The 23,902-nt window shown below is 61.5% G+C and carries 20 protein-coding genes; 8 read left to right on the top strand and 12 right to left on the bottom strand.

Features of this window, described 5'->3' with window-relative positions; translation table 11 throughout:
* The first annotated feature begins 90 nt into the window (after window positions 1-90).
* Together xapA and ACJ8OK_RS18555 are read left to right on the top strand one after the other, a co-directional pair.
* Complete coding sequence (gene xapA / locus ACJ8OK_RS18560) at window positions 91-912, top strand: xanthosine phosphorylase (protein WP_004937273.1); 822 nt, start codon at window positions 91-93, stop codon at window positions 910-912.
* 81 nt (window positions 913-993) lie between these two features.
* Window positions 994-2,244, top strand: a complete 1,251-nt coding sequence (locus tag ACJ8OK_RS18555) for a nucleoside permease (protein WP_015379077.1) — start codon at window positions 994-996, stop codon at window positions 2,242-2,244.
* Window positions 2,245-2,278: 34 nt separating this feature from the next.
* Here the strand turns inward: ACJ8OK_RS18555 and ACJ8OK_RS18550 are convergent, their stop codons facing one another.
* Together ACJ8OK_RS18550 and ACJ8OK_RS18545 are read right to left on the bottom strand one after the other, a co-directional pair.
* On the bottom strand, window positions 2,279-3,211 hold the full coding sequence (locus tag ACJ8OK_RS18550) for a PfkB family carbohydrate kinase (protein WP_442530803.1): 933 nt from the start codon (window positions 3,209-3,211) through the stop codon (window positions 2,279-2,281).
* Window positions 3,208-4,605, bottom strand: a complete 1,398-nt coding sequence (locus tag ACJ8OK_RS18545; RefSeq protein ID WP_004937281.1) for a purine-cytosine permease family protein — start codon at window positions 4,603-4,605, stop codon at window positions 3,208-3,210. Before ACJ8OK_RS18545 ends, ACJ8OK_RS18550 begins: the two co-directional genes overlap by 4 nt.
* Before the next feature lie 658 nt (window positions 4,606-5,263).
* Here ACJ8OK_RS18545 and ACJ8OK_RS18540 point away from each other — a divergent pair.
* A complete protein-coding gene (locus tag ACJ8OK_RS18540) occupies window positions 5,264-5,998 on the top strand; it encodes a GntR family transcriptional regulator (RefSeq protein WP_004937283.1) in 735 nt (244 codons plus the stop codon).
* 80 nt (window positions 5,999-6,078) lie between these two features.
* On the top strand, window positions 6,079-8,247 hold the full coding sequence (locus ACJ8OK_RS18535) for a YgiQ family radical SAM protein (RefSeq protein ID WP_004937285.1): 2,169 nt from the start codon (window positions 6,079-6,081) through the stop codon (window positions 8,245-8,247).
* Window positions 8,248-8,310: 63 nt separating this feature from the next.
* Here ACJ8OK_RS18535 and ACJ8OK_RS18530 read toward each other — a convergent pair whose 3' ends face one another.
* The 3 genes from ACJ8OK_RS18530 to yqhD all read right to left on the bottom strand — a co-directional run bounded on the left by ACJ8OK_RS18530 (window position 8,311) and on the right by yqhD (window position 11,331).
* On the bottom strand, window positions 8,311-8,916 hold the full coding sequence (locus tag ACJ8OK_RS18530; protein ID WP_004937286.1) for a transglycosylase SLT domain-containing protein: 606 nt from the start codon (window positions 8,914-8,916) through the stop codon (window positions 8,311-8,313).
* A 141-nt stretch (window positions 8,917-9,057) separates the two neighbouring features.
* Window positions 9,058-9,882: a 2,5-didehydrogluconate reductase DkgA gene (gene dkgA / locus ACJ8OK_RS18525; RefSeq protein WP_004937289.1), complete on the bottom strand. Its 825-nt coding sequence runs from the start codon at window positions 9,880-9,882 to the stop codon at window positions 9,058-9,060.
* A gap of 285 nt (window positions 9,883-10,167) precedes the next feature.
* Window positions 10,168-11,331, bottom strand: coding sequence for an alcohol dehydrogenase (gene yqhD, locus ACJ8OK_RS18520; RefSeq protein ID WP_015379073.1), 1,164 nt, complete (start codon window positions 11,329-11,331; stop codon window positions 10,168-10,170).
* 226 nt (window positions 11,332-11,557) lie between these two features.
* Here yqhD and ACJ8OK_RS18515 point away from each other — a divergent pair, with 226 nt between their 5' ends.
* A complete protein-coding gene (locus tag ACJ8OK_RS18515) occupies window positions 11,558-12,445 on the top strand; it encodes an AraC family transcriptional regulator (protein ID WP_156866316.1) in 888 nt (295 codons plus the stop codon).
* A 7-nt stretch (window positions 12,446-12,452) separates the two neighbouring features.
* Here the strand turns inward: ACJ8OK_RS18515 and ACJ8OK_RS18510 are convergent, their stop codons facing one another.
* Window positions 12,453-13,481 carry a zinc-dependent alcohol dehydrogenase family protein gene (locus ACJ8OK_RS18510; RefSeq protein ID WP_082997322.1) on the bottom strand — a complete coding sequence of 343 codons (1,029 nt, stop codon included), beginning with the start codon at window positions 13,479-13,481 and terminating at the stop codon, window positions 12,453-12,455.
* A gap of 108 nt (window positions 13,482-13,589) precedes the next feature.
* On the opposite strand from ACJ8OK_RS18510, the gene ACJ8OK_RS18505 reads away from it, so the two are divergent.
* The gene (locus ACJ8OK_RS18505; RefSeq protein ID WP_033632074.1) at window positions 13,590-14,510 is read left to right on the top strand and encodes a LysR family transcriptional regulator; all 921 of its coding nucleotides are present in this window, start codon (window positions 13,590-13,592) and stop codon (window positions 14,508-14,510) included.
* Window positions 14,511-14,520: 10 nt separating this feature from the next.
* Here the strand turns inward: ACJ8OK_RS18505 and ACJ8OK_RS18500 are convergent, their stop codons facing one another.
* Complete coding sequence (locus tag ACJ8OK_RS18500) at window positions 14,521-15,183, bottom strand: DedA family protein (RefSeq protein WP_004937300.1); 663 nt, start codon at window positions 15,181-15,183, stop codon at window positions 14,521-14,523.
* Window positions 15,184-15,328: 145 nt separating this feature from the next.
* The gene (gene metC / locus ACJ8OK_RS18495) at window positions 15,329-16,525 is read right to left on the bottom strand and encodes a cystathionine beta-lyase (RefSeq protein WP_033632075.1); all 1,197 of its coding nucleotides are present in this window, start codon (window positions 16,523-16,525) and stop codon (window positions 15,329-15,331) included.
* Window positions 16,526-16,956: 431 nt separating this feature from the next.
* Here metC and exbB point away from each other — a divergent pair, with 431 nt between their 5' ends.
* Both exbB and exbD read left to right on the top strand, forming a co-directional pair.
* Window positions 16,957-17,937 carry a tol-pal system-associated acyl-CoA thioesterase gene (gene exbB / locus ACJ8OK_RS18490; RefSeq protein ID WP_004937304.1) on the top strand — a complete coding sequence of 327 codons (981 nt, stop codon included), beginning with the start codon at window positions 16,957-16,959 and terminating at the stop codon, window positions 17,935-17,937.
* Between the two features lie 3 nt (window positions 17,938-17,940).
* The gene (exbD, locus tag ACJ8OK_RS18485) at window positions 17,941-18,363 is read left to right on the top strand and encodes a TonB system transport protein ExbD (RefSeq protein ID WP_004937307.1); all 423 of its coding nucleotides are present in this window, start codon (window positions 17,941-17,943) and stop codon (window positions 18,361-18,363) included.
* Window positions 18,364-18,420: 57 nt separating this feature from the next.
* Here the strand turns inward: exbD and ACJ8OK_RS18480 are convergent, their stop codons facing one another.
* From ACJ8OK_RS18480 to ACJ8OK_RS18465, 4 genes are all read right to left on the bottom strand, one after another.
* Window positions 18,421-19,464 (bottom strand): LacI family DNA-binding transcriptional regulator, encoded by a 1,044-nt coding sequence (locus ACJ8OK_RS18480; RefSeq protein ID WP_033632076.1) that lies wholly within the window; start codon window positions 19,462-19,464, stop codon window positions 18,421-18,423.
* A 21-nt stretch (window positions 19,465-19,485) separates the two neighbouring features.
* A complete protein-coding gene (locus ACJ8OK_RS18475; protein ID WP_033633577.1) occupies window positions 19,486-20,895 on the bottom strand; it encodes a sucrose-6-phosphate hydrolase in 1,410 nt (469 codons plus the stop codon).
* The gene (locus ACJ8OK_RS18470; protein WP_015379066.1) at window positions 20,895-22,265 is read right to left on the bottom strand and encodes a sucrose-specific PTS transporter subunit IIBC; all 1,371 of its coding nucleotides are present in this window, start codon (window positions 22,263-22,265) and stop codon (window positions 20,895-20,897) included. Before ACJ8OK_RS18470 ends, ACJ8OK_RS18475 begins: the two co-directional genes overlap by 1 nt.
* Window positions 22,266-22,328: 63 nt before the next feature.
* Window positions 22,329-23,738 (bottom strand): carbohydrate porin, encoded by a 1,410-nt coding sequence (locus ACJ8OK_RS18465; protein WP_031300222.1) that lies wholly within the window; start codon window positions 23,736-23,738, stop codon window positions 22,329-22,331.
* Window positions 23,739-23,902 lie beyond the last annotated feature (164 nt).

The raw sequence follows: 23,902 nt of genomic DNA, 5'->3' as shown, positions 1-23,902 counted from the left end.
AATAAATCGGCCGCCAAGAATGTATTGGTCTCGGCCGCGCCTCGCTCTCTACTATGGGGCTTATTATCCCCCGCTGAAAGAGAGAATACGATGTTTAATCAAGAAGATGCTTTTACCTGCGCCGATGTCGTCCGCGCACGCCTGCCGGGTTTCCAGCCGAAAGCGGCCTTGATTCTCGGCTCCGGGCTCGGCGCCCTGGCGGAGGTGATGACCGAAACCGTCACCCTCGATTACGCGGAGCTGCCGGGCTTCCCGGTGAGCGGCGTCGCCGGCCACGCCGGGCAACTGGTCGCCGGCAAGCTGGAGGGCGTGCCGGTATTGTGCATGAAAGGGCGCGGTCATTTCTATGAAGGGCGTGGCATGCAGGTGATGACCACCGCAGTGCGCACCTTCAAACTGCTGGGCTGCGAATTCCTGCTGGCGACCAACGCCGCCGGTTCGCTGCGCCGTTCGGTGGCGCCGGGCAGCCTGGTGGCCATTACCGATCACATCAATTTCATGCCGGAGTCGCCGCTGGTCGGCGCCAACGACGATCGTTTCGGGCCGCGCTTCTTCAGCCTGGCGAACGCCTACGATCGCGATCTGCGCGCCCGGCTGGCGGCGGTGGCCGAAAGCGCGGGCATCCCGCTGGCGGAAGGGGTGTTCGCCGCCTACACCGGGCCGAACTTCGAAACGCCGGCGGAGATCCGCATGATGCAGACCCTCGGCTGCGACGTGGTGGGGATGTCGATCGTGCCGGAGGTCCTGACGGCGCGGCACTGCGGTCTCAAGGTGCTGGTGGTGTCCGCGATGACCAACTACGCCGAAGGGCTGTCGGATACGCCTCTTTCTCACGAACAAACGCTCAGCTGCGCGGCGCTGGCGGCGGACGATTTCATGCGCCTGATCCGCGAGCTGTTCAAAACGCTGTGACACCGTAAGCAAACCGGCGGCGGGCTGCAGGGGGCCCGCCGCACCAATCATCGTTGAAAGCATAATAACAAGGTGATGGCGATGGCGATAAAAACACGATTAAAAGTCATGATTTTCCTGCAGTTCTTTATCTGGGGCGCCTGGCTGGTGACGCTGGGCTCCTACATGATCAACACGCTGCATTTCAGCGGCATGCAGGTGGGGATGGTTTACAGCGCCAAAGGCATCGCGGCGCTGATCATGCCGGGGCTGGCGGGCATCATCGCCGACCGTTGGATGAAGGCCAACTATCTGTATGCGCTTTGCCACCTGCTCGGGGCGCTGGCGCTGTACTGCGCGGCGCAGGTCGAGCAACCGATGCTGATGTTCTGGGTGATGCTGTTCAATGCCATGGTCTATATGCCGACCATCGCGCTCTCCAACGCCATTTCCTATTTTTGCCTCGAAAAGCACGGTTTTGACACGGTGAGGGATTTTCCGCCGGTGCGGGTGTACGGCACCGTGGGATTCATTCTGGCGATGTGGCTGGTCGGTTTCAGCCGCATTGAGCTCAGCAATCTGCAGCTGTATCTGGCTTCTGCGGCGTCGCTGCTGCTGTCCGCCTATTCGCTGACGCTGCCGCGTTGCCCGACCAACCGCGCGGCCGAGTCGAAGAGCTGGGTGAGCGTGCTGGGGCTGGATGCGCTGGTGTTGTTCCGCCAGCGGCGCATGGCGCTGTTTTTCCTGTTCGCCATGTTGCTTGGGGCGGCGCTGCAGATAACCAATACCTTCGGCAACCCGTTCCTGCACGATCTGTCGCTCAATCCGCTGTATCAGGACAGCCTCAGCGTCCGGTATCCGGCGGTGCTGCTGTCGCTGTCGCAGATCTCTGAAGTGTTCTTTATCCTCACCATACCCTTCTTCCTGCGCCGTTACGGCATCAAGCAGGTGATGCTGATCAGCATGGCGGCCTGGACGCTGCGCTTTCTGTTCCTGGCGTACGGCACGCCGGTCGGTTTTGGTTTCGTGCTGCTGTTGCTGTCGATGATTGTCTACGGCTGTGCGTTCGACTTCTTTAATATCTCCGGCGCCATCTTCGTCGAGAAGGAGGCCGATCACCGCATCCGCGCCAGCGCGCAGGGGCTGTTCATGACCATGGTGAACGGTTTGGGCGCCTATCTGGGGGCGCTCGCCAGCGGTGAGGTGGTGGACTTCTTCAGCCATGACGGCGTGAAAGACTGGCAGAGCATCTGGCTGGTGTTTGCGCTGTATACGCTGGTGCTGGGGATTGTGTTCGCGTTGAGCTTCAACTATCGCCACCTGCCGCAGGAGAACGCGGCGGCGGCGCAGTGAGGCAGAGGGCGCGGCTTTGCTGCGCCCTGAAACGTCAGGCCTGCGGGAAGCGCTGCTGCAGCTGCTGCTGGTCCGGCGGATTGGCGGCCCCGAGGCTGGCCACCACGCAAGCGGCGACCCGGTTGGCCAGATCGACCGCCTGCGGCAGCGGCCAGCCGGCGGACAGGCCCGCCAGCAAACCGGCGCAGTGGGCATCGCCCGCGCCGATGGTGTCAACGACCTCTACCGGATAGGCCGGAACGTGCAGCGGCGGCGTACGGCCGTCGCAGATCCATGCGCCGTCGCGATCCAGGCGGCAAATCAGCGTCAGATTACGCGCGGCGGCATAGCGCTGTGCGGCCTCCACGGCGTCGCCGGCGCCGCACAGCGTAGCCACTTCGTCGCGGTTGAGCGTCAGCAGGGTATGGCTGTCGCTGAGCATGGCGAAGAAATCTTCGCTGAGCTGGGCGATGCGCGGGCCGGGATCGATCAGGCGCGGTTGGTCGAACGGCATGCGCGTCAGCCACTCGCGCAGCGCTTCGCCGTTTTCGCCGGCCAGCTCGTAGCCGCTGGCGTAGATCAGCGTGTGTTCCGTCAGCGGCAGGGCCGCCAGCTGCGCTTTATTCCATTGGCTTTCGCAACCGGAAACCGTGATAAAGGTGCGTTCGCCGTCCGGTTCCACCAGCGCCAGGCACCAGCCGTTGTCCATCTGGCCGTGGCGCAACAGCACCTCCAGCCCCAGTTCGCCCATGGCGGCTTCGATCGCCGCGCCCCATTCGCCGTTGCCGACCGGCATACCGTTGATCACCGGAACTTCAAGGCGCGTCAGCGCGCGCGCTACGTTGAACGCGCAGCCGCCGATTTGCCGCGCCTGCGGCTGGGCTTCGATATCTTCGCCGCTGGTCGGCAGGCGGGGCAGCGTCATCACCAGATCGCCGACCGCGCCCCCCATCACCAGGACAGGTGTTACAGCTTCCCACTCATTCATTGATGTTCTCTGCGTTGGGTCAGGTACAGACCGTAAGCGATCAGACTCACCGCAAACGACACAAACAGCCCCAGGCTGGAGTCGGCGAACAAGCCTTTGGCCAGCGGGCCGTCGATAAAACCGGTTTTGGTGACCAGCAGGCCGCACAGGGCGCCGAGGAACCAGCAGAACAGCGGGGCTTTGCGCACGCCGCGGTTCTGGCCATGCAGGCCGTACAAAGCGTTGCCATCATACCCGTGGCGGCGGCGCAGGCACAGGTAATCGAGCAGGAAAATCGCCTCCCAGGCCGCCAGGAACACCCCGCAGAACACCAGGAAGGAGATGAACGGCCCCATGAAATCGCCGGAGATGAACAGGACATACAGGGCGATGCCCAGCACCACCACGGCGTCGATCGATACCGCCAGCCACTGTTTGACCTGCACGCCGATGGTCAGCAGGTTAAGGCTGGCGGAATACAGGCTGAGCACCGCGATGGTGACGATGCCGGCGGTGGCGGCCAGCAGATAAGGGATGGCCATCCAGGCGGGCAGCACCGAGCCTATCAGCGCGATGGGGTTGGCGGCGCTGGCCAGATCGGGGAGCTGCACGGAAAGCAGAATGCCGGCCAGCATCAGCAGCATTAGCGGCAAACAGGCACCGCCCATCACCGCGGCGAAAATGCCTTTGCTCGACGAGCTCGGGCTTTGATAGCGGCTGTAATCGGCGCCGGCGATTGCCCAGCTGATGCCGGTGCCGGCGGCGATCACCGATACCGCCGGCAGGAAACCGGTCAGCCAGCTGCCGGATGGCAGCGCCAGCACCTGGCTCCACTCGGTATTGAACAGGATATAGAGCACCACGATCAGCGTCATGGTGCCGAAGATGCGGCTGAACCAGCTTTGCATCCAGACCACGGTATTTTGCCCGAGCAGGCTGACGACGACAGTGAGCCCGCCGAACAGCAGCAGGCTGAGCGCGGTCAGCAGGTGGCTGGTTCCCAGTCCGAAGGCCTCGAACAGCGCCGCCAGCGTCAGGGTGCCGGTGATCACGTTGACCGCTTCCCAGCCCATCAGGTTGATCCAACTGAACAGGGTGGGCGCCACGTTGCCCTTCAGCCCGAAAATCACCCGCGAGAGCGTCAGCGTAGAGGTGCGCCCACGCTTGCCGGCGAAGCTGGTGAGGCCGACCAGCACGAAGCTGGCGACGCCGACCAGCGCGGCGAGTACCGATTGCAGAAAGGATAAGCCGAAGCCGACGATGATGGCGCCGTATACCACGCCGAGAATACCGATATTGGCCGCCGACCAGATCCAAAACAGCTCGATGGGCTTACCGGTCTGTTCCGCGTCCGGCACCCGGTCGATACCGGTGCTTTCTACCTTCCATGCTTCATTGCGATTGATATCGGTCATAGCAAATGATCCCTGTTGCGCAGGGCCGCGAGGGCCGCCGCAGTTGACTGAAAATCGATTCCGTTGGCGCGGTTGAGGCCGGCTATCCCGTTGTCGGTGAAGACGCCGACTCCGCGCAGTGTGTAGCGGCTGATGCCGCCGGGTCTGTCAAAATGAGGGCGGTATCCGCCTTATAGGGTGAGGCACGTCGGCCGCACGGCGCCAATGAGTGTAGTCAAAGAGTGGGTCTGCAGCGGGGTTTGGCGAAGCGGGAACCTTTCTACTTGCCGACATCGATCCGGTTCGCCCACCGCGAGGGGATCCTGTGATGCGGCGATGAGCAGTGAGCAGGCTATCCATTAGCTACGTTGCTTATTCTCGGCCGTTTGTGCTGACAGTATAGGCCCGCTACCGGCCATCAAGGGTATCCTTTAGGGCTGGCAGCGGGTTTTTTATTGTTTTTAAAGTGGGTCCCTGGTGTTGGTGCGATTGATGTATCAACATCAATAAGCACAGATTACGCGCGATCTAGATCCAATGAAAGTCCATTAGGCAAAAATTGTGATGCCACTCTGAAAACATTAGCGATATTTTAGTTAAGGTGAGGGGCTTATCGCCGGATCGGCGATAGGATAAAAAACGAAATCCAGACAAATGGCATAGGTAAGAGGGCGGGCGAATGACGGATTTTATGGCCTGGCTGCGTGGCCATCTGGCCCAGGGGGCGGTAGCGCCGCGTTATATTCAGCTGGCGACGGCGATAGAAACTGCGATCAGGCAGCAGGTGTTGGCGGCGGAGGCATTTCTGCCGCCGGAACGGCAGATGGCGGAAGGTTTGGCGCTGTCGCGCGTCACCGTAAGCAAGGCGATGAAGCTGCTGGAGGAGAAGGGGCTGATTTCGCGGCAGCAGGGCGTTGGCACCCGCGTGGCGATGCGCATCGGCTATTCCCTCGATAAGGACAGCGGGTTTACCGCTCAGGCGCTGCGTCATGGCAGCCGCGTCAGCAATCGATGGTTGCTGCGCACCCGAGTCGGCGCGCCGGCCAAGGCCGCGGCGGCGTTGGGGCTGGCGGAGGGGGATGAAGTGATCAAACTGCGGCGGTTACGCTTGCTGAACGGCAGCCCGGTCTCGCTGGAAACCACCTATATACCACCGCGCTTCTTGCCCGAACCGGCGCAGCTGGAACACTCGCTGTATGCGTTATGGCAATCGCGCGGCATCGTGCCGGAGGATAAACACTTTCTGTTGAAGGCGGTGTCCTGCAGCGACGAGGTCGCCGAACTGCTCAACGTGCCGTGCGGCGCGCCGTTGTTGCACATCATCCAAACCAGCCGCAACGCTCAGGGTGAGGCGCTGGAGTTCAGCGATATCTTGTGCCGCAGCGACGTTTATGAATTCGAAGTGAACGGTTAGCGAAATAACCATGCTCTTTTTGCTGCTAGTGCGTATAATCGCCGCCCGGCGATTAATTAACCTGTAAAAAGAGCAGCAGAATGAGCACCACCAGCCTGATCCAACCCGATCGTGAACTGTTTTCCTATAAGCCTTATTGGGCCGAATGTTTTGGCACCGCGCCGTTTTTACCGATGTCGCGGGCAGAGATGGATCAACTGGGCTGGGACAGCTGCGACGTGATCATCATCAGCGGCGACGCCTATGTCGATCACCCAAGCTTCGGCATGGCGATCATCGGCCGCATGCTGGAAGCGCAGGGCTTTCGCGTCGGCATCATCGCGCAGCCGGACTGGAGCAATAAAGAAGACTTCATGCGGTTGGGGAAACCGAACCTGTTCTTTGGCATCACCGCCGGCAACATGGACTCGATGATCAACCGCTACACCGCCGATCGCAAACTGCGCCACGACGATGCCTATACCGCCGGCAACGTCGGCGGCAAGCGGCCGGATCGCGCCACCCTGGTCTACAGCCAGCGCTGCAAAGAAGCCTATAAAGACGTGCCGATCGTGCTGGGCGGCATTGAAGCCAGTCTGCGGCGCATCGCTCACTACGATTACTGGTCGGATACCGTGCGCCGCTCGGTGCTGGTGGACTCCAAAGCCGACATGCTGATCTACGGCAACGGCGAGCGTCCGCTGGTGGAAGTGGCGCACCGTCTGGCCGCCGGTGAGAAGATCGGCGATATCCACGATATCCGCAATACTGCGGTGATGCGCAAAGAAGCGCTGCCGGGTTGGAGCGGCGTGGATTCCACCCGCCTCGACAAGCCGGGCCGCATCGAACCTATCCCGAACCCGTACGGCGAGGATCTGCCGTGCGCCGACGGCGCCAAGCCGAAAGAGCCGGAAGCCAAGCCTGTCACCGTGCGCGCCGCCAAACCGAAGCCGTGGGAGAAGACCTACGTGCTGCTGCCGTCCTTCGAGAAAGTGAAGGGCGACAAGGTGCTGTATGCGCACACCTCGCGCATTTTGCACCATGAAACCAACCCAGGCTGCGCCCGCGCGCTGATGCAGAAACACGGTGACCGTTATGTGTGGATCAACCCGCCGGCGATCCCGCTGACCACGCCGGAGATGGACAGCGTCTTCGCCCTGCCTTATCAACGCGTACCGCACCCGTCCTACGGCCAGGATCGCATTCCGGCCTATGACATGATCCGTTTCTCGGTGAACATCATGCGCGGTTGCTACGGCGGCTGTTCGTTCTGTTCGATCACCGAGCACGAAGGGCGCATCATCCAGAGCCGTTCGGAAGATTCGATCGTTCGCGAAATCGAAGAGATCCGTGACAAGGTGCCGGGCTTTACCGGTGTGATCTCCGATCTGGGCGGCCCGACCGCCAACATGTATATGCTGCGTTGCACCAACCCGCGCGCTGAGCAGACCTGCCGCCGCGCCTCGTGCGTGTATCCGGAGATCTGCACCTACATGGATACCAACCACGAGCCGACCATCAAGCTTTACCGCCGCGCGCGTTCTCTGGAGGGCATCAAGAAGATCCTGATCGCTTCCGGGGTACGTTACGATCTGGCGGTGGAAGATCCGCGCTATATCAAGGAACTGGCGACTCACCACGTCGGCGGCTATCTGAAGATCGCGCCGGAGCACACCGAAGAAGGCCCGTTGTCGAAGATGATGAAACCGGGCATGGGCAGTTACGATCGCTTCAAGCAGCTGTTTGATCACTATTCGAAGCTGGCGGGCAAAGAGCAGTACCTGATCCCATACTTTATCTCGTCGCACCCGGGCACCCGTGATGAAGACATGGTGAACCTGGCGCTGTGGCTGAAGAAGAACCGTTTCCGCCTCGATCAGGTGCAGAACTTCTATCCTTCGCCGATGGCCAACTCCACCACCATGTATTACAGCGGCAAAAACCCGCTGAGCAAGGTGGGGTACAAGAGCGAAGACGTGGTGGTGCCGCGCGGCGATCGCCAGCGCCGCCTGCATAAGGCGCTGCTGCGTTACCACGATCCGGCCAACTGGGCGCTGATCCGCGCCGCGCTGGAAGAGATGGGCCTGAAGCACCTGATCGGCAGCCGCCGCGATTGTCTGGTGCCGGCGCCGAGCATCGACGAGCAGCGCGAAGCGAAACGCCTGCAGCGCCATACCCGGCCGGCGCTGACCAAACATACCGATATCAATCGGCAGCGCACGCCGTCCAACCGGCCGCCGCGCAAACCGATTCGCAAAGCCAAGCCGTAACGGCCGCACCGCGTGCGTAAACAAAAAGGAGAACCCTCGGGTTCTCCTTTTTACTTTTGAGCGTCACAGCTGCTCGTAGGCGGCTTCCACTTTCATCAAATGGCGCGGCGCCTGCGGCGCGGGATGGTATTTGCGTACGTGCCAGTTAAAGGCCTCCGGCGACAGGTTGTTGATCATCGCGATCGCCTGCTGACGGTTGCTGGAGAAGGTGCGCAGCAGCGCGCCGGTGCCGTTGACGTAGGCGATGATGGTGGCGTAGCGCAGCGTGACGGGATTGGCGATCCCTTTAAGCTGTTGTTTTTGCAAGGTGGCCAGATAGGCGGCGCCAAGATCGATATTGGTGTCGGGATCCCGCAGGTCATCGTCGTCCGGGCAGCCGCGTTTGCCTTTGTAGCGATAGGCATCGCAGCCGGCGGTATCGGCTTTCAGCTGCATCAGGCCGATCGCATTGGATCTGCTCACTGCGGAAGGATTGAAGCCGGACTCCACCTGGATCATGGCGGTGATCAGCTTGGCGTCCACGCCGTATTCGCTGGCGGCGTCTTTGATGGCGCTGTCGAAGGCGTGGCGATCGTAGCTGACGCGCTGTTTCTTGCCGGCGCAACCCGCCAGCACCAGCATGATGCAAAGCATGCCCAGCCGTGACCCGTGTGAGAAAGAGAATTTCATGGTGCTCCGTGCTTGTCTGTTTTTTTAACGGCGTGAACCGGCGGCCGGAGCCTCCGGCGTCGTCATCATAACGTCAGGCGGCGCAAAGGAGCAATGTGCGGGAAGGAAAAGCCCCCTCCGGCCGGAGAGGGCTTGAGGGGGTTAAAGGGTATCCGGATCCGGCCCCAGGCGGTTGCCGACATCCAGCTTGGCGATCTCGCCCAGCTCGTCCTTATCGAGTTTGAAATCAAATACCTCGAAGTTTTCGCGGATACGCGACGGCGTGACCGATTTCGGGATGACGATAAGCCCGCTGTCCAGGTGCCAGCGCACCACAATCTGCGCCGGGGTTTTCTCGTATTTCTCGGCCAGCGCCTTGATCAGCGGCTGGTCGAACACGCCTTCACCGCCTTGCGCCAGCGGGCTCCAGGATTCGGTGGCGATATGGTGCGTGGCGTTCCAGGCGCGCAGCTGGCGCTGTTGCAGCAGCGGGTGCAGCTCTATCTGGTTGACGACCGGCGCCACGTTGGTTTCATCCAGCAGGCGCTGCAGGTGCGGCGTATGGAAGTTGCAAACGCCGATGCTTTTCACCAGGCCTTGCTCGCGCAGTTTGATCAGTTCGCGCCAGGCGGAGACGTATTGATCCTGCTGCGGACGCGGCCAGTGGATAAGATACAGATCCACATAGTCCAGCTTGAGTTTTTCCAGGCTAGTTTCCAGCGCCGCCAGCGGATCGCCCTGATCGTCGTTCCACAGCTTGGTGGTGATGAACAGGTCGCTGCGCGGCAGCGAGCTGGACTGCAGCGCGGCGCCGACGCCTTCCTCGTTCTTGTAGATCGCGGCGGTGTCGATGGAGCGGTAACCGATCTCCAGCGCTTTGCTCACCGCGCGGGTGGTCTCTTCAATACTCGCCTGCCAAACGCCGAGACCCAACTGCGGCATCAGATTACCATCGTGGAGTTTGATGATGGGTTGTTGCGTTGTCATGCGCATCTCCTTGTGTACGGATTGCGGCGCCTGCGGCGCCGAAACGGCTATAGATAAATTCTAGTTGGCAAAATGGGCGGTTGCCGGGTTTGCCAGCCTAATTTCAGCGGTGGCGGGAGGGCTATTTTCTCCCCGCTCTCCCTGCGAATGAGCGGTAAGACGAGTGGTGCGAAACGATCGGCGGCGCTGAAGCGCCCGACTGCGCCCGGTGATCGGCCGGGCGCAGGATGCGGCGAAAAATGGCTGGCGGAGACTAAAGCCTAGCAAAAAATCGCCGTTTTGCGATTAACGCGCCGCTTCATAAATGCGGCGGCTGACGTCCAGGGTGATGTCCTGATGCTCCCCCAGGGCGGTCATGCCGTGCTGATGGAGCTTGTCGAGCAGCGCCGGAATGCTGCTGCCGTCGAGCTGATAATCCGCCATGCGGGTCGGCACGCCCATCTGCTCGAAGAAGGCGCGGGTGGCGGCGATGGCGCCGTCGATACGGCTGTCTTCGCTGCCTTCGCGCAGGCCCCAGACGCGGTCAGCGTACTGCAGCAGTTTTTCGCGCTTCTGCGCTTTCTTCTCGTGCAGCAGCGCCGGCAGCACGATGGCCAGCGTTTGCGCGTGGTCGAGATCGTGCATGGCGGTCAGCTCATGGCCCAGCATGTGGGTCGCCCAGTCCTGCGGCACGCCTGCGCCGATCAGGCCGTTCAGCGCCATGGTGGCGCTCCACATCACGTTGGCGCGCACCGCATAGTTCTCCGGCTCGGCCAGCGCGCGCGGGCCGTCTTCCAGCAGGGTCAACAGCAGGCCTTCGGCGAAGCGATCCTGCACTTTGGCGTCGACCGGATAGGTCAGATACTGCTCCAGGGTATGCACGAAGGCGTCGACCACGCCGTTGGCGATCTGGCGCGGCGGCAGCGAGTAGGTCACCACCGGATCCAGCACGGCGAAGCGCGGCTGCACCAGCGGTGAGAAGAAGTGCTGCTTGTCGCCGCTGCTTTTGCGGGTGATCACCGCGCCGCTGTTGGACTCGGAGCCGGTGGCCGGCAGCGTCAGCACGCAGCCCATCGGCACCGCGTCGGCGATGTGGCTGCCGACGGTCTGCAGAATGTGCCAGGCGTCGCTGCTGGCGGTATAACGGGCGGCGGCGGCGATGAACTTGGTGCCGTCAACCACCGAACCGCCACCGACCGCCAGCAGGAAATCGATGTTTTCCGCTTTCACCACCTCGACCGCTTTCATCAGCGTTTCGTAGGTCGGGTTCGGCTCGATGCCGGAGAACTCCCGCACGTCGCGGCCGGCCAGCGCGCTATGCACCTGATCCAGCACGCCGTTTTTCTTCACGCTGCCGCCACCGTAGGTGATCAGGATGCGCGCGTCCGCCGGGATTTGGCTGGCCACTTCGGCAATTTGCTCCTTGCCGAACAGGATTTTGGTTGGGGTATGCAAAATGAAGTTGTGCATGGTTGATTTCTCTCTTTCAGTCAGGCGGGCGCCAAAGCGGCGCAAAGGTGTCTGGCCCGTATTGTCAGGAACCGGGCGGCAACGCACAATGCACATTTCTGTTTGGTTCTTGCCTATTCCTATAAGTCAGTGTAGAAATGGCGAGTTTTAAGTTATGATTTATGCCGAATCGTTCTGACTGTAAGAGGGTGTTTCCGTGATTGAAATCGATGCGCTGCGCAGCCGCATGGCGCGCCAGGCGATGGCTATCGCCAGCGGCAACGGCTACACGCCGTCGCCGGTGCCGCGGGTGAAGATTTTGTATGTCGATCGCCACAGCCCGCGTCAGCCGGTGATGTATGAACCGGGGATCGTCATCGTTTTTCAGGGCCACAAGGTCGGTTATTGCGGCAATAAGAAGTTCCAATACGATCCGCGCAACTACCTGCTGATGACGGTGCCGCTGCCGTTTGAATGCGAAACCTTCGCCAGCCCGGAACTGCCGCTGGTTGGATTGGCGGTCAATATCGATACCCAAATGCTGCAGGACTTGCTGATCGACATCGGCGATGACGACTACCTGATGCAACCGCGGGCGGAGAGCAACGGGGTGAACCTGGCGGAAATGACGGAAGAGTTGCTGTGCGCCACCGAGCGTCTGCTGGACGTGATGGCCAATCCGCTCGACGCCCGGGTGCTGGGGCCGCAGATCGTACGGGAGATTCTCTATTATGTGCTGCGCGGCGCCTGCGGCGCGTCGCTGCAGGAGCTGGTGAATCGCCATACCCACTTCAGCCAGATCGCCAAGGCGCTGCGGCGTATCGAACATCAGTATGCCGACAGCATCAACGTCGAGCAGTTGGCCAGCGAGGTCAACATGAGCGTCTCGGCGTTCCATCACAACTTCAAGGCGGTAACCAACACTTCGCCGCTGCAGTACGTGAAGTCGTACCGGCTGCATAAGGCGCGCCTGTTGATGGTGCATGACGGTCTGAAGGCCAGCACGGCGGCGATCCGCGTCGGCTACGAAAGCGCGTCGCAGTTCAGCCGTGAGTTCAAACGGCTGTTCGGCATGACGCCGAGCGATGAAGTCGCCCGGCTGCGCGAGGCCAACCCGCTGCTGCTGGAGGGCTGAGCCGCGTTTATGGGGTTAAGACGATCTTGCCGAATGGCCCGCGATCGAGGTGATCCAACGCCTGCGACAGCTGATCGAAGCGGTATACCTGGTCGATCACCGGCTGCAGGTTGACGGCGTCCACGGCGCGCACCAGGTCTTCCAGCGCGCGGCGGTGGCCGACGCCGATGCCCTGAATCACTGCGGATTTTAATAGCAGTGGGCCGGCGGGAGCGGAAATCTCGTTGCCTTCCAGGATGCCGATTACCGAGATGCGTCCTCCCACCGCCACGGCGCGCACCGAGTTGCCGAGGTTGGTGCCGCCGACGGTGTCGATCACATGGTCGATGCCGCGATCCTGCGTCAGCGCATAAATCGCCTCCACCCAATCGCCGTCCAGCCGGTTGATGCCATGATTGGCGCCCAATGCCAGGGCTCGCGCCAGCTTTTCATCGCTGCCGGAGGTGACATAGACCTCCGCGCCGTGGGCTTTGGCGATCTGCAGCGCGAACAGCGCTACGCCGCCGGTGCCTTGCACCAATACCGAGTCGCCGGCGCGCAGTCTGCCTTGCTCCACCAGTGCGTACCAGGCGGTCAGCCCGGCGCACGGCAGGGTGCTGGCCTGGACGTCGTCCAGCGACGCTGGCGCCGCTACCAGCCAGTCTTCATGCAAAATCACGTATTCCGCCAGCACGCCCTGATAAAAACCGCCGAGGGTGTGGTAAGGCACCCGGCGTGCATCGCCGTAGGGTTTTTGCTCGCCGTCGAGCCAACCGGGGCTGAAGGTGGAAATGACGCGCGCGCCGGGCTGAAAGCGGCTGACGCCGGGGCCGATGGCATCGACCTCGCCGGCCATGTCCGAGGCGGGCGTGAACGGCTGCGGCAGCGTGAGCCCCATACCGCTTTCTATCATCAGTTTGTCACGGTAATTGAGTGAGATAGCCTTCACTTTCACTCTGATTTCGTGCGGACCCGGCTGTGGGATGGCGCTTGCGCTCAGCTGCAGGTGCTCACGTCCCAGGGCGCTCATCGTCCAGCGTTGCATTGTATTGGTCATGATGTTCTCCAAAGTCAGCGATTAACAGACCTGCCGATAATATCGTTGATGAAGGTTCGCCAGTGGCGATAAGATTTCCGCAGATTGTTTCTTTCAGAGCGACAAATCATGAGCGATCGGTTGAGCGGTATTTCGGTATTCGTTACCGCCGTGGAGGCGGGCAGTTTTGCAGTGGCGGCCAGTCGGCTGCATCTTTCGCGTTCGGCGGTGGGGAAAACGATCGCCCGGTTGGAGCAGCGGCTGGGGGTGCGGCTGTTTCATCGCACCACGCGCAGCCAGAGCCTGACCGACGACGGTGCGCTGTTCTACGAGCGCTGCCTGCGGGCGCTGGAGGAGATCCGCAGCGCGGAAACGCTGCTGGAGTCGGGCAAGCGGCAGGTCAGCGGCCGGCTGCGGGTGTCGATGCCGGTGCTGTTTGGCCGCATGTGCATTGCGCCGCTGCTGACCGAACTGACGCGCGAGCATCCTGGCCTGGAGCTGGAGCTGTCGTTCAGCGATCGGGTGGTGGATCTGATTGAGGACGGCTTCGATATGGCGATCCGCAACGGTACGCTGGCTAACAGCAGCGGCTTGGTGGCGCGCCGAATCGGCGATCACCGTATGACGCTGTGCGCCTCGCCGGCCTATCTGCAGCGGTGCGGCGAACCGCACAGCATCGAGCAACTGGCGCAGCATGAGGCGGTGACCTATATGCGCGCCGGCGCGCGGCGCAGCTGGCTGGTATTGGATAGCGACGGCAAGCCGCAGGACGTGATGCCGAACAACCGGCTGCAAATGGACGACCTGCAGGCCATTGCGGATGCGGCGACGGCGGGTTTCGGCATCGCCTGGCTGCCGTGCTGGCTGGTGCGTGAGCAGTTGTTGAGCGGGGCGCTGGTGCGCTTGCTGCGCGATCGGCCGGGCGCCGCCTTTGAAGCGCATGCGGTGTGGCCGCACACGCCTCACCTGCCGCTGAAGGTGCGGCTGGCGGTGGATACGCTGGTGAGCAAACTGCCTGCCAGTCTGGCGTTGGTCGAGAAGGCGCTGTAGCGCGCCCGATTCAGGAAGAGGCGGCGCGTTTTTTACGCCAGATCACCAGCATGGCGCCCAGCAGGCCGACAAACAGCAGCAGCAGCGGCAGCAGCATCAGGCCGGTCATCACCTGGCTTTCGTAGCGTTTCACCAGAGGGATTTGGCTGAACGCGTAGCCGAGGCCGACCAGCGCGCAGACCCAGATCGCCGCGCTCAGCCAGTTGAACACCTGGAAGCGCGAGCTGTTGAGCCCGGAAATGCCGGCCATGGTCGGCAGCAGGGTGCGCACGAAACCGAGGAAGCGGCCGATCAGCAGCGCCGTCAGCCCGTGGCGGTTGAACAGGTTGTGCGCGCGCTGGTGGTACTGTGCCGGCAGTTGCAGCAGCCAGCTCTTCACCAGGCCGGTGTGGCCCAGCCAGCGGCCCTGGATATAGCTCAGCCAGCAGCCGAGGCCGGCGGCGGCGGTCAGAATCAACAGAGTGGGGGCAAAGCCCATCACGCCTTTGGCGATCAGCGCGCCCGACAGCAGCAGCAGGCTGTCACCGGGAAGGAAGGAGGCGGGCAGCAGTCCGTTTTCCAAAAACAGAGTGGTGAAAAGTACGGCGTAAACCACCCAAATTACGCTTGGATCGGCGAGGGCGATAAAGTCCTGCTGCCAAAGCGCATGAATAATCTCTCGTAATACATCCATTTTATGTCCTGTTGCATGCCGGTTGCGCCCGGGGTCACGTTCTCCAGGATGCGGCGGGTACCGTATCTGACAGTTACCCGGTTAGTGTACCGCTAATAGCTTAAGCCGACATTAAACGAGACGAAGAAAATTACCGGAATCCGCCTTAGCGCACGCCGTTGAGGCGATCGAAGCCGGCCGCCAGATCGGCGATCAGGTCTTCGACGTTCTCCAGGCCGATATGCAACCGCACCAGCGTGCCGGAAAAATCGACGCCGCCCGCCGGGCGGATCGCTTCCAGTTCTTCCGGCTGGTTGGCCAGGATCAGCGACTCGAAGCCGCCCCAGGAGTAGGCCATGCTGAAGTGGCTGAAGTTATCCAGGTAAGCGGCCAACTGCGTATCGTCCAGCCGTTCCTTCAGCACGAAAGAGAACAGCCCGTTGCAGCCGCTGAAGTCGCGGCGGTAGAACTCGTGGCCCTTGCAGCTCGGTAGGGCCGGATGATTGACCGTCGCCACCTCCGGCCGCGCCGCCAGCCAGTTGGCGACCTCGATGCTGCTACGTTCGTGCTGCTTCAGCCGCACGCTCAGGGTTCGCAGGCCGCGGCTCGCCATGTAGGCGGTGTCGGCATCCACCATCTGCCCCATCAGATAGGAGTACTCGCGCAGTTGATCCCAACAGCGCGCGTTGGCGACGGCGGTACCAAGCATGTAATCAGAATGGCCGATCAGGTATTTGGTGCCGGCCTGAATAGAAATGTCGATGTCGAAATCCAGCGCCTTGAACAGCACGCCCGCCGCCCAGGTGTTGTCGATCATGATCACCACGTCCGGCGCCACGGCGCGAATGGCCTGCACCATCGCCGGAATGTCCTGCACTTCCAGGGTGATGGAACCGGGGGACTCCAGGAACACCACGCGGGTATTGGGCTGGATCAGTTTGGCGATGTCTGCGCCGATCAGCGGATCGAAATAGGTGGTGCTGACGTTCATGCGGCCGAGGATATGGGTGCAGAAATCCTGGGTCGGTTCGTACGCAGAGCCGGTGACCAGCAGGTGATCGCCGGCGCCGACGAACGACAGGATCGCATTGGCCACCGCCGCCGCGCCGCAGGGGTACAGCACGCAGCCGGCGCCGCCCTCCAGCTCCACCATCGCATCCTGCAGGGCGAAGTGGGTCAGGGTGCCGCGTCGGCCGTAAAACAGCTCGCCGTGGGCGCGTTGCGCGGTGGCGTGTTTTTTGGCAGCGACGGAGTCGAAGACCAAAGAAGAGGCGCGTTGCGTGACGGGATTGACGGAGCCCTGGGTGTAGCGTTTGCCGCGGCCGGCGCCGATCAGCGCGGTTTCGATATGTTTTGACGTCATGGTACCTGGCTCACCTCTGGTTGCTCTGCACGTGCCTGTTTACGATAGCCCTTACGTTAACATGAGTTAATATAGCCATCCAGACGTTTTAACTTCCAGATATAGAAACGGCTATAATTGTCTGTCGGGCGTGCATTTCTCGCCTCATCCTTCTGCCGTGGTGCGAGAGAGAAGCCCATTCATCGGTCAAGACGCCGTTCGGCAGCGTGGCGTTGTTGCGTCGTTGTGGAAGAAAAGTAACGAAATCACCCTATAAAAGGGGCATTTGGCGGTGAACGGACACAGATTGGCGCTTTGTGGCGATGCTGGCTAAAATTTTCTCGTTTATTTGGTAAATAATAATGAGAACCACTATCAATCCCCGGTTGGTTTGATATGATCGCACGCTGAATTATTCCTTAATTTTGATCGGTAATGGGTGGAGGCACAGCGTGAAAACGGCTGGCAAGAATTTAAATCAAGGATCGTTCGGCCAGGGCCGGGCGCAGTGGGGCAAGGCCTTCGGCCGCAGCCTGATGGCATCTATGGTGCTGGTCGTAGGGCTGGCCGGCAGCGCGCAGGCCGCGCCAGCGAGCAATCCGGCCGTTGCCGAAAGCGTTGCGCCGACCACCGCGCCTGCACCTGCTGCAGCCGCCGCGCCGGAGAGCATCACGCCGGTGAACCCGGCGCCAACGATCCAGCCACCGGAAACCCGCGGCATGGACCTGTCCGTTTGGGGCATGTACCAGCACGCCGACGCGGTGGTGAAAGCGGTAATGATCGGCCTGGTGCTGGCCTCGATCGTGACCTGGACCATTCTGTTCTCCAAAGGCAGTGAACTGCTGCGCGCCAAGCGCCGTCTGCGCCGCGAACAGCTGGCGCTGGCCGAAGCGCGCTCGCTGGATGAAGCCTCCGAACTGGCGCAAAACTTCGGTCCGGAGAGCGTCAGCGCGGTATTGCTGAACGACGCGCAAAATGAGCTGGAGTTGTCTGCGGAATCCAACGACAACAACGGCATCAAAGAGCGCACCGGCTTCCGTCTCGAGCGCCGCGTGGCGGCCTACAGCCGCAACATGGGCCGCGGCAACGGTTTCTTGGCCACCATCGGCGCCATCTCGCCGTTCGTCGGTCTGTTCGGCACCGTGTGGGGCATCATGAACAGCTTCATCGGCATCGCCCATTCGCAGACCACCAACCTGGCGGTTGTGGCGCCGGGCATCGCGGAAGCGCTGCTGGCGACCGCGCTGGGCCTGGTCGCAGCGATCCCTGCCGTCGTTATCTACAACATCTTCGCCCGCGTCATCAGCGGCCACCGCGCGCAGGTGGGCGACGTGGCGGCGCAGGTCTTGCTGCTGCAGGGCCGTGATTTGGATCTGGCCGCGACGGCGGAAGCCAAGCGCTCACAGCACGCACATCAACTGCGGGCGGGGTGAGTCATGGCGATGCGCTTAAATGAAGATCTGGACGACAGCGGCGAACTGCATGAAATCAACGTGACGCCGTTTATCGACGTCATGTTGGTGCTGTTGATCATCTTTATGGTGGCCGCGCCGCTGGCAACGGTAGATATCCGCGTCGATCTGCCGGCCTCCTCCGCCAAGCCGCAGCCGCGGCCGGAAAAACCGGTGTTCCTGTCGGTGAAGGCCGACAAGCAGCTCTACGTCGGCGATCAGCCGGTGAATGCCGATCAGCTGACTTCGGTGCTGGATCAACGCACCCAGGCGAACAAAGAAACCACCATCTTCTTCCAGGCGGACAAGAGCGTGGACTATGAAACGCTGATGAGCGTGATGGACACCCTGCGTAAAGCCGGCTACCTGAAAGTGGGGCTGGTGGGCATGGAAGGCGCCGCCAAATAGCGGGCTGATGAAACAGAAAAGGGCGCTTCGGCGCCCTTTTTTACTGATTCAGAGAGATCACTCTTCGGCCAACAAAGCCCGGGAACCGGCATGGCGCCAGCGGATACGGCCCGGCAGATAAAGCGCGTTCTGTTCCAGCGGCCGCTCGTCGATCAGTGCGGTGACTTGGTCGAAGCTATGTTGCGCCAGCGCCCGGCAGTCCTGTGCGACCGTATCGATCTTCAGCGTCATGCAGTCGAACAGGTAGTGATCGTCGAAGCTGCACAGGTGGATGTCGCTCTCCATCAGCTGATGCTGAGTCAGATAACGCAACACCCCTTCCAACAGGCCGCAGGCGGCGGTAAACAGCGCTTTGGGCGGCCGCCCCAGCTGTGCGCAAAGCTGAGCGAACATCTCGTAACCTGAGCTGGGGTGATAGTTGCCGTTGATGATCCATTCCGGTTTGCACGTTACGCCGGCCCGCTCCAGGCCAAGCTGGAAGCCGGCCAGGCGATCGCGGGTCGGCGAAATGCGCGGCTGCCCGCCGAGAAAATAGATCTCATCCGGATGTTGGCGCGCGACCGTTTCCACCAGGTCGGCGGTCGAGTTGACCGAATCGGTGATCACCAGCGGCAGTTCGGAACCGGCGATCAGACGGTCCATCTGCACCACCGGCAGTCCGACATTGATCTTCTGGTATTCCGCGTCGTTTAGCTGGCTGGAGGCGACAATCAAGCCGTCCACCTGCCGCTGCACCAGACTGTTCACCGCCATCATCTCCTGCGCCGGGTTTTCATCGGTGCAGGCGATCAACAGCTGCAGGCCGGCTTCGCGGCACAGCGTTTCCAGCTCGCGCGAAATCACCGCAAAACCGTAGTTGGTCATCTCCGGCACTACCAACCCCAGCGTGTGGCTGCGGTTGGAGCGCAAAGAGCGGGCGTGGATGCTGGGCTGATAATGGTGTTCGTGCGCCAGCGCCAGAATGCGATCGCGGGTGTCGTCGGACACCCGGTATTCCTTGCTGCGGCCGTTCAGCACCAGGCTGGCGGTCGATTTCGACACCCCGGCCAGCGTGGCGATGTCACTGATGGTAATGCGTTTATTTTTTTTCACTGACGCCATCTGAAGTCATCGGAGGATGCGTCATTCTAGCATGCATGGCGCCAGCGGCCAGTATTCCAACGCCAGCGGCGCGCTCCCGCACAGCCGCAGTTGCGGCTCACCCGCCGGGAAGTAGCGTGCGCTCATCACCGCCTCGCCGTGGTTGATGAAAATCTCCACGCTGGAACGATCGAACAGCAGTTGCAGATGCGTGACCGGGCCGCGCCAGTAACGGTGCTCCGGCCGGCCGTCGGTCAGGGAAGCGCGCGTCAGCCGCAGCCTTTCGCCGTCCCAGTTCAGCGTCATCGCGTCGCCAAAGGTTGCGTTGAACGGGCCCTGCGGCGTCAATTGCAGCTCCGCGGCCCCCAGCGCATAGGCGGGGGCGTTATCGGCGCGGCCTTGCCAGCCTGCTCGCTCACCGCGCAGCTGTTGCAGCTCGCGCGCCGGGCGCTGGTGGAGGCGGCCATGCCGCAGCGACAGTTCGCGCGGGCAGGTCATGGTGTGGATCCAGCCGTAACGGCGCGTCGGATGGGCTTCTTCATCTTGCTCGGGCACGCCCATCCAGCCGAACAGCAGGCGGCGGCCATCTTCCGCCAACGTCGTCTGCGGCGCGTAGAACTCGAAGCCGGCGTCCAGCTCGCGGAATTCGCCGTGGCTGAAGGCCGCCTGCCGGTAATCCAGCTTGCCGAGCAGATAACCGGCCTGATAACGGTTGAGATAGCGTTCCGGCTGCGGCGTCAGCCCCTGCGGACAGCAGATCAACACCTCGTCGCCGTCCAACGAGAACAGGTCCGGGCACTCCCACATGTAGCCGAATTCCTCTAAGCCGTTCAGGCCGGAACCGGCGATCTCTCCCAGCGCTTGCCAGTCGCGCAGATCGCTGGAACGAAACAGCAGCACCTTGCCGCGATCCTGCAGGTCACGCACGCCGAGCACCATGTACCAGCCATTTTGATGACGCCACACTTTCGGATCGCGTACGTGACCGCTGTAGCCCTCCGGCAGCGGCAGCACCGGCCCGAGTTTGCGATATTCGCCCCGTTCGCTTTCCTGAGCCAGGCATTGGTAAGCGGTGCGTGAGCCGTCTGGGAATTTTACGTTGCCGGTGTAGATCAGCGTGATTTTGCCTTCCGCCACCACCGCCGAGCCGGAGTAACAGCCGTGGCTGTCGTAACAGGCGCCGGGCGCCAGGGCGATTGGCTGGTGCTCCCAACGCAGCAAATCAGCCGACTGCCAGTGTCCCCAGCATTTGTTGCGATGATCGCAACCCAGCGGATTCCACTGATAAAACAGATGATAAACGCCGTTGTGCTGGATAAAGCCGTTGGGATCGTTCAGCAGGCCAACGCTGGGCGCCAGATGCCAGTCCGGTCGGTGCGGATCGCGCAGCGCGAGCGGCTGGCCGTTCATGACCGCCCGCAGTGCCTGTTTGATTAAGCTGAGTTCTTCCATCATTGCGCGTCCGTGTTGTATTTCAGCAGTAGGGAGAGGACAAAGGCGCTGCCAAACGCGATTGCCAGGCCGATGATATAGCTGACCAGCGAACTGGCCTGCACGATCGCCATGCCGGGGATCGCCGTCAGCCCGACCGCGTTCATGCCGACATGGTTGGCCACCACCCAGGCGCCGCCGAGCGCGCCGCCCGCCAGCGCCGCCAGAAACGGTTTCACGAAGCGCAGGTTGATGCCAAACAGCGCCGCCTCGGTGATGCCGAGCATGGCGGAAAAGGCCGAAGGCACCGCAATGGCTTTGATTTTGGCGTCGCGGGTTTTGAAATAGACCGCCAGGCAGGCGCCGCCTTGAGCGATGTTGGCCATCGACCAGATCGGCAGCAGGAAGTTGACGCCGATATTGGGGTTGCCGAGCAGCCCGGCTTCTACCGCGTGGAAACTGTGGTGGATGCCGGTGATGACGATAGCGGAATAGAGGCCGCCGAACAGCAGCCCGGCTAGCCACCCCGCATGAGCAATCAGCGTGCTGAGCACGAAGGAGATGCCATCGCCCAGCGCGCGGCCGGCGGGGCCGATAAACAGCAGGGCGACAAAGCCTGAGATCACCACCGTCAGGAACGGCGTCAGGATCAGATCGAGCGCGTTGGGGATCACCTTGCGCAGCCGTTTTTCCAACAGGCTCATGAACCACACCGTCAGCAGCACCGGGAATACCGTGCCCTGGTAGCCGATCATGGCGATGTCCAGACCGAAGAAGTTCATGGTGTGGAACCCTCCGGCGACGCCCCAGGCATTGGTCAGCGCCGGATGCGTCAAAATGCCGCCGAGCGTGGCGCCCAGATAGGGATTGCCGCCGAATTCGCGTGCGGCGGTGAAGCCGATCAGAATCGGCAGAATAATGAACGCCGCCGAGCTGAACATATCCAACATGATGAACAACGCGCTGTTGGCATCGGCCCAGCCGTAGGTTTTCACCATGCCGAGCAGCCCCATCAACAGGCCGGAAGCGACGATCGCCGGGATGATAGGCACGAAGATGTTCGACAGCAGGCGGGCGATGCGCTGCAGCGGGTTGAGCTTTTTCGCCGCGATATCGGCGGCTTCGGCCTTGCTGGATTCGCTGACGCCCGCCGCCTTGATGAATTCCGCATGCACCTTGTTGACCAGCCCGGTGCCGAAGATCACCTGGATCTGGCCGGCGTTGCTGAAGCAGCCTTTAACGCCGTCCAGTTTGCCGATGGCCTCTTTGTCCACCTTGCTGTCGTCCACCAGCACCAGGCGCAGGCGCGTGGCGCAGTGGGCGGCGCTGGCGATGTTCTCTTTACCGCCGAGCAGCGGCAACAGCGCGTTGGCGGTTGCGGTAATGTCCATGTTGTCCCCTTGCTAAATAAAAATGCCGCTGCGCAGTTTGCGGCGCAGCGCCGTGAATCGATGTCAGAAGAAATACTTGAATCTGGCGCGCATGCCGTAACGCTGGTCGTTGTCGCCGTTGGCTATCTTGCTGTCGGCGTTGGCTTCCAGCAGCGAGACATAGGCGCCTAAATACAGGTTGAAATTCTTCATATTCATAATGTTAGGTATCTGATACGACGCATGAACGGTGTGGATGTCGTAGTTGCCCGGTTCGCTGAGCGGGTTGTGGATATCGGCGGCGATCCCGGCGGTATTGAACTCTTTGATATTGTTGTGCGCATAGATATAACCCAGTTCGAAGCGTCGCCACAGCACGTTGACGCCGGCGGTCAAGTCTTGCTCGCCGGTGGCATCCAGGTAGGCGGCGCTCAGGTTGGCCACCACGCCGTTATCCGGATCGGCCGCGTTGGTGTTCCAGCTCATGGTCATGCCGTAGCCGTTGCGCTTGGATTGATCGACGAAGCGTCCCTGGCTGTCCTGATAGCCGTAGGCGTTATTCACCACGTTGCTTTCCATCGCCGCCGCGATGCTGAAGGCGTCTTTCTTCCAGGCGATCACCGGGCGCAAATAGGCGACGTTTTTCTTATTTTCCAGCGCATTGCCGTGGTAGCTGTTGTCCTGGAACAGCGAGGTGCCGTCTTCCACCAGCGTGTTCAGTTCGAAATAGACATCCCCGGCGTATTTGCTCAGCATCAGGTTGCCGCCGCTGCTGCTACGGCCGCGGCCTTCTTTCATCATGTAGATATAGCCGAAGCCGTCGGCGTACAGGTCGTTGGCGGTATTGCCGGAGTATTGAATGAAGGTGTCCTGATTCAGCGGGAACATGTCGTAGGCTTCGAAGCGGCCGATTTTGGTTTGCCAGTTCTTTTCATTGCCGAAGAAGAAAGCGGCGTCGTCCAGGTTCATTTTGCCGCTCATGTCCGCCAGCGGCTGGACGCTGAAGCCGGAGAAGTTACCGTCCGGATTGCGGCGGTAGCCGTCCAGCCCGACCAGAATGCGGCCGTTGATGTCCCAGCGCTCTTTGTTGCCGGGTTTCCAGTCCTTGTGGTCGCTGCCTTTCAACGACGTCAGCTGGCCGCTGCGGCTGGCGCCGTCCAGGTTGAACTCCACGTCGCCATACAGTTTCAGATCGTTGAAACCGTTCAGTTTCAGCGCGCTGGTCGGAGAGGATTGCGTTTCCAGCGTGGCGGCGCGCTGCGCGACCTGCGCGGTTTGCCTTTCGGTGCTGGCGGTGCGCTGTTCCAGCTGTTGCGCCCGGCGTTCCGCCGCCGTGGCGCGGGTTTCAGCCTGAGCGGCGCGCCGTTCCGCCTGCGCCAGGCGTTGTTCCAGCGCGTTGAGACGCGCCTCGATACTGTCGCCGCCCGAGGTCGCTGCGGCAGACGTGGAGAGGAAAAGCCCTGTTGTTATCGCCAAATAGCTGAGTTTTTTCATCATCGTCTATCATCCGGGAAGGGTTGTTATTATTTTTTGCTAAATTGCTAAACCGGTTTTTCATGGCGAAAGATAGCGATCGAGAAGCGGACTGGCAATCAAGTTTGCTAACCCGATTCAGCTATTGTGATCGAGTACGCAAATCGCGGGTTAAAAGACCACGG

This window comes from Serratia sp. CY71090 (assembly GCF_052166845.1).
GTDB lineage: Bacteria > Pseudomonadota > Gammaproteobacteria > Enterobacterales > Enterobacteriaceae > Serratia > Serratia nematodiphila.
The sequence above is the reverse complement of the archived record's forward strand: the minus strand, read 5'-3'. Positions and strand labels throughout refer to the sequence as shown.

Bases quoted from the DNA above. Each gene is read 5' to 3' on its own strand.
- xapA (WP_004937273.1), top strand. From the start codon at position 91: ATGTTTAATCAAGAAGATGCTTTTACCTGCGCCGATGTCGTCCGCGCA.
- ACJ8OK_RS18555 (WP_015379077.1), top strand. From the start codon at position 994: ATGGCGATAAAAACACGATTAAAAGTCATGATTTTCCTGCAGTTCTTT.
- ACJ8OK_RS18550 (WP_442530803.1), bottom strand. From the start codon at position 3,211: ATGAATGAGTGGGAAGCTGTAACACCTGTCCTGGTGATGGGGGGCGCG.
- ACJ8OK_RS18545 (WP_004937281.1), bottom strand. From the start codon at position 4,605: ATGACCGATATCAATCGCAATGAAGCATGGAAGGTAGAAAGCACCGGT.
- ACJ8OK_RS18540 (WP_004937283.1), top strand. From the start codon at position 5,264: ATGACGGATTTTATGGCCTGGCTGCGTGGCCATCTGGCCCAGGGGGCG.
- ACJ8OK_RS18535 (WP_004937285.1), top strand. From the start codon at position 6,079: ATGAGCACCACCAGCCTGATCCAACCCGATCGTGAACTGTTTTCCTAT.
- ACJ8OK_RS18530 (WP_004937286.1), bottom strand. From the start codon at position 8,916: ATGAAATTCTCTTTCTCACACGGGTCACGGCTGGGCATGCTTTGCATC.
- dkgA (WP_004937289.1), bottom strand. From the start codon at position 9,882: ATGACAACGCAACAACCCATCATCAAACTCCACGATGGTAATCTGATG.
- yqhD (WP_015379073.1), bottom strand. From the start codon at position 11,331: ATGCACAACTTCATTTTGCATACCCCAACCAAAATCCTGTTCGGCAAG.
- ACJ8OK_RS18515 (WP_156866316.1), top strand. From the start codon at position 11,558: ATGGCGCGCCAGGCGATGGCTATCGCCAGCGGCAACGGCTACACGCCG.
- ACJ8OK_RS18510 (WP_082997322.1), bottom strand. From the start codon at position 13,481: ATGACCAATACAATGCAACGCTGGACGATGAGCGCCCTGGGACGTGAG.
- ACJ8OK_RS18505 (WP_033632074.1), top strand. From the start codon at position 13,590: ATGAGCGATCGGTTGAGCGGTATTTCGGTATTCGTTACCGCCGTGGAG.
- ACJ8OK_RS18500 (WP_004937300.1), bottom strand. From the start codon at position 15,183: ATGGATGTATTACGAGAGATTATTCATGCGCTTTGGCAGCAGGACTTT.
- metC (WP_033632075.1), bottom strand. From the start codon at position 16,525: ATGACGTCAAAACATATCGAAACCGCGCTGATCGGCGCCGGCCGCGGC.
- exbD (WP_004937307.1), top strand. From the start codon at position 17,941: ATGGCGATGCGCTTAAATGAAGATCTGGACGACAGCGGCGAACTGCAT.
- ACJ8OK_RS18480 (WP_033632076.1), bottom strand. From the start codon at position 19,464: ATGGCGTCAGTGAAAAAAAATAAACGCATTACCATCAGTGACATCGCC.
- ACJ8OK_RS18475 (WP_033633577.1), bottom strand. From the start codon at position 20,895: ATGGAAGAACTCAGCTTAATCAAACAGGCACTGCGGGCGGTCATGAAC.
- ACJ8OK_RS18470 (WP_015379066.1), bottom strand. From the start codon at position 22,265: ATGGACATTACCGCAACCGCCAACGCGCTGTTGCCGCTGCTCGGCGGT.
- ACJ8OK_RS18465 (WP_031300222.1), bottom strand. From the start codon at position 23,738: ATGAAAAAACTCAGCTATTTGGCGATAACAACAGGGCTTTTCCTCTCC.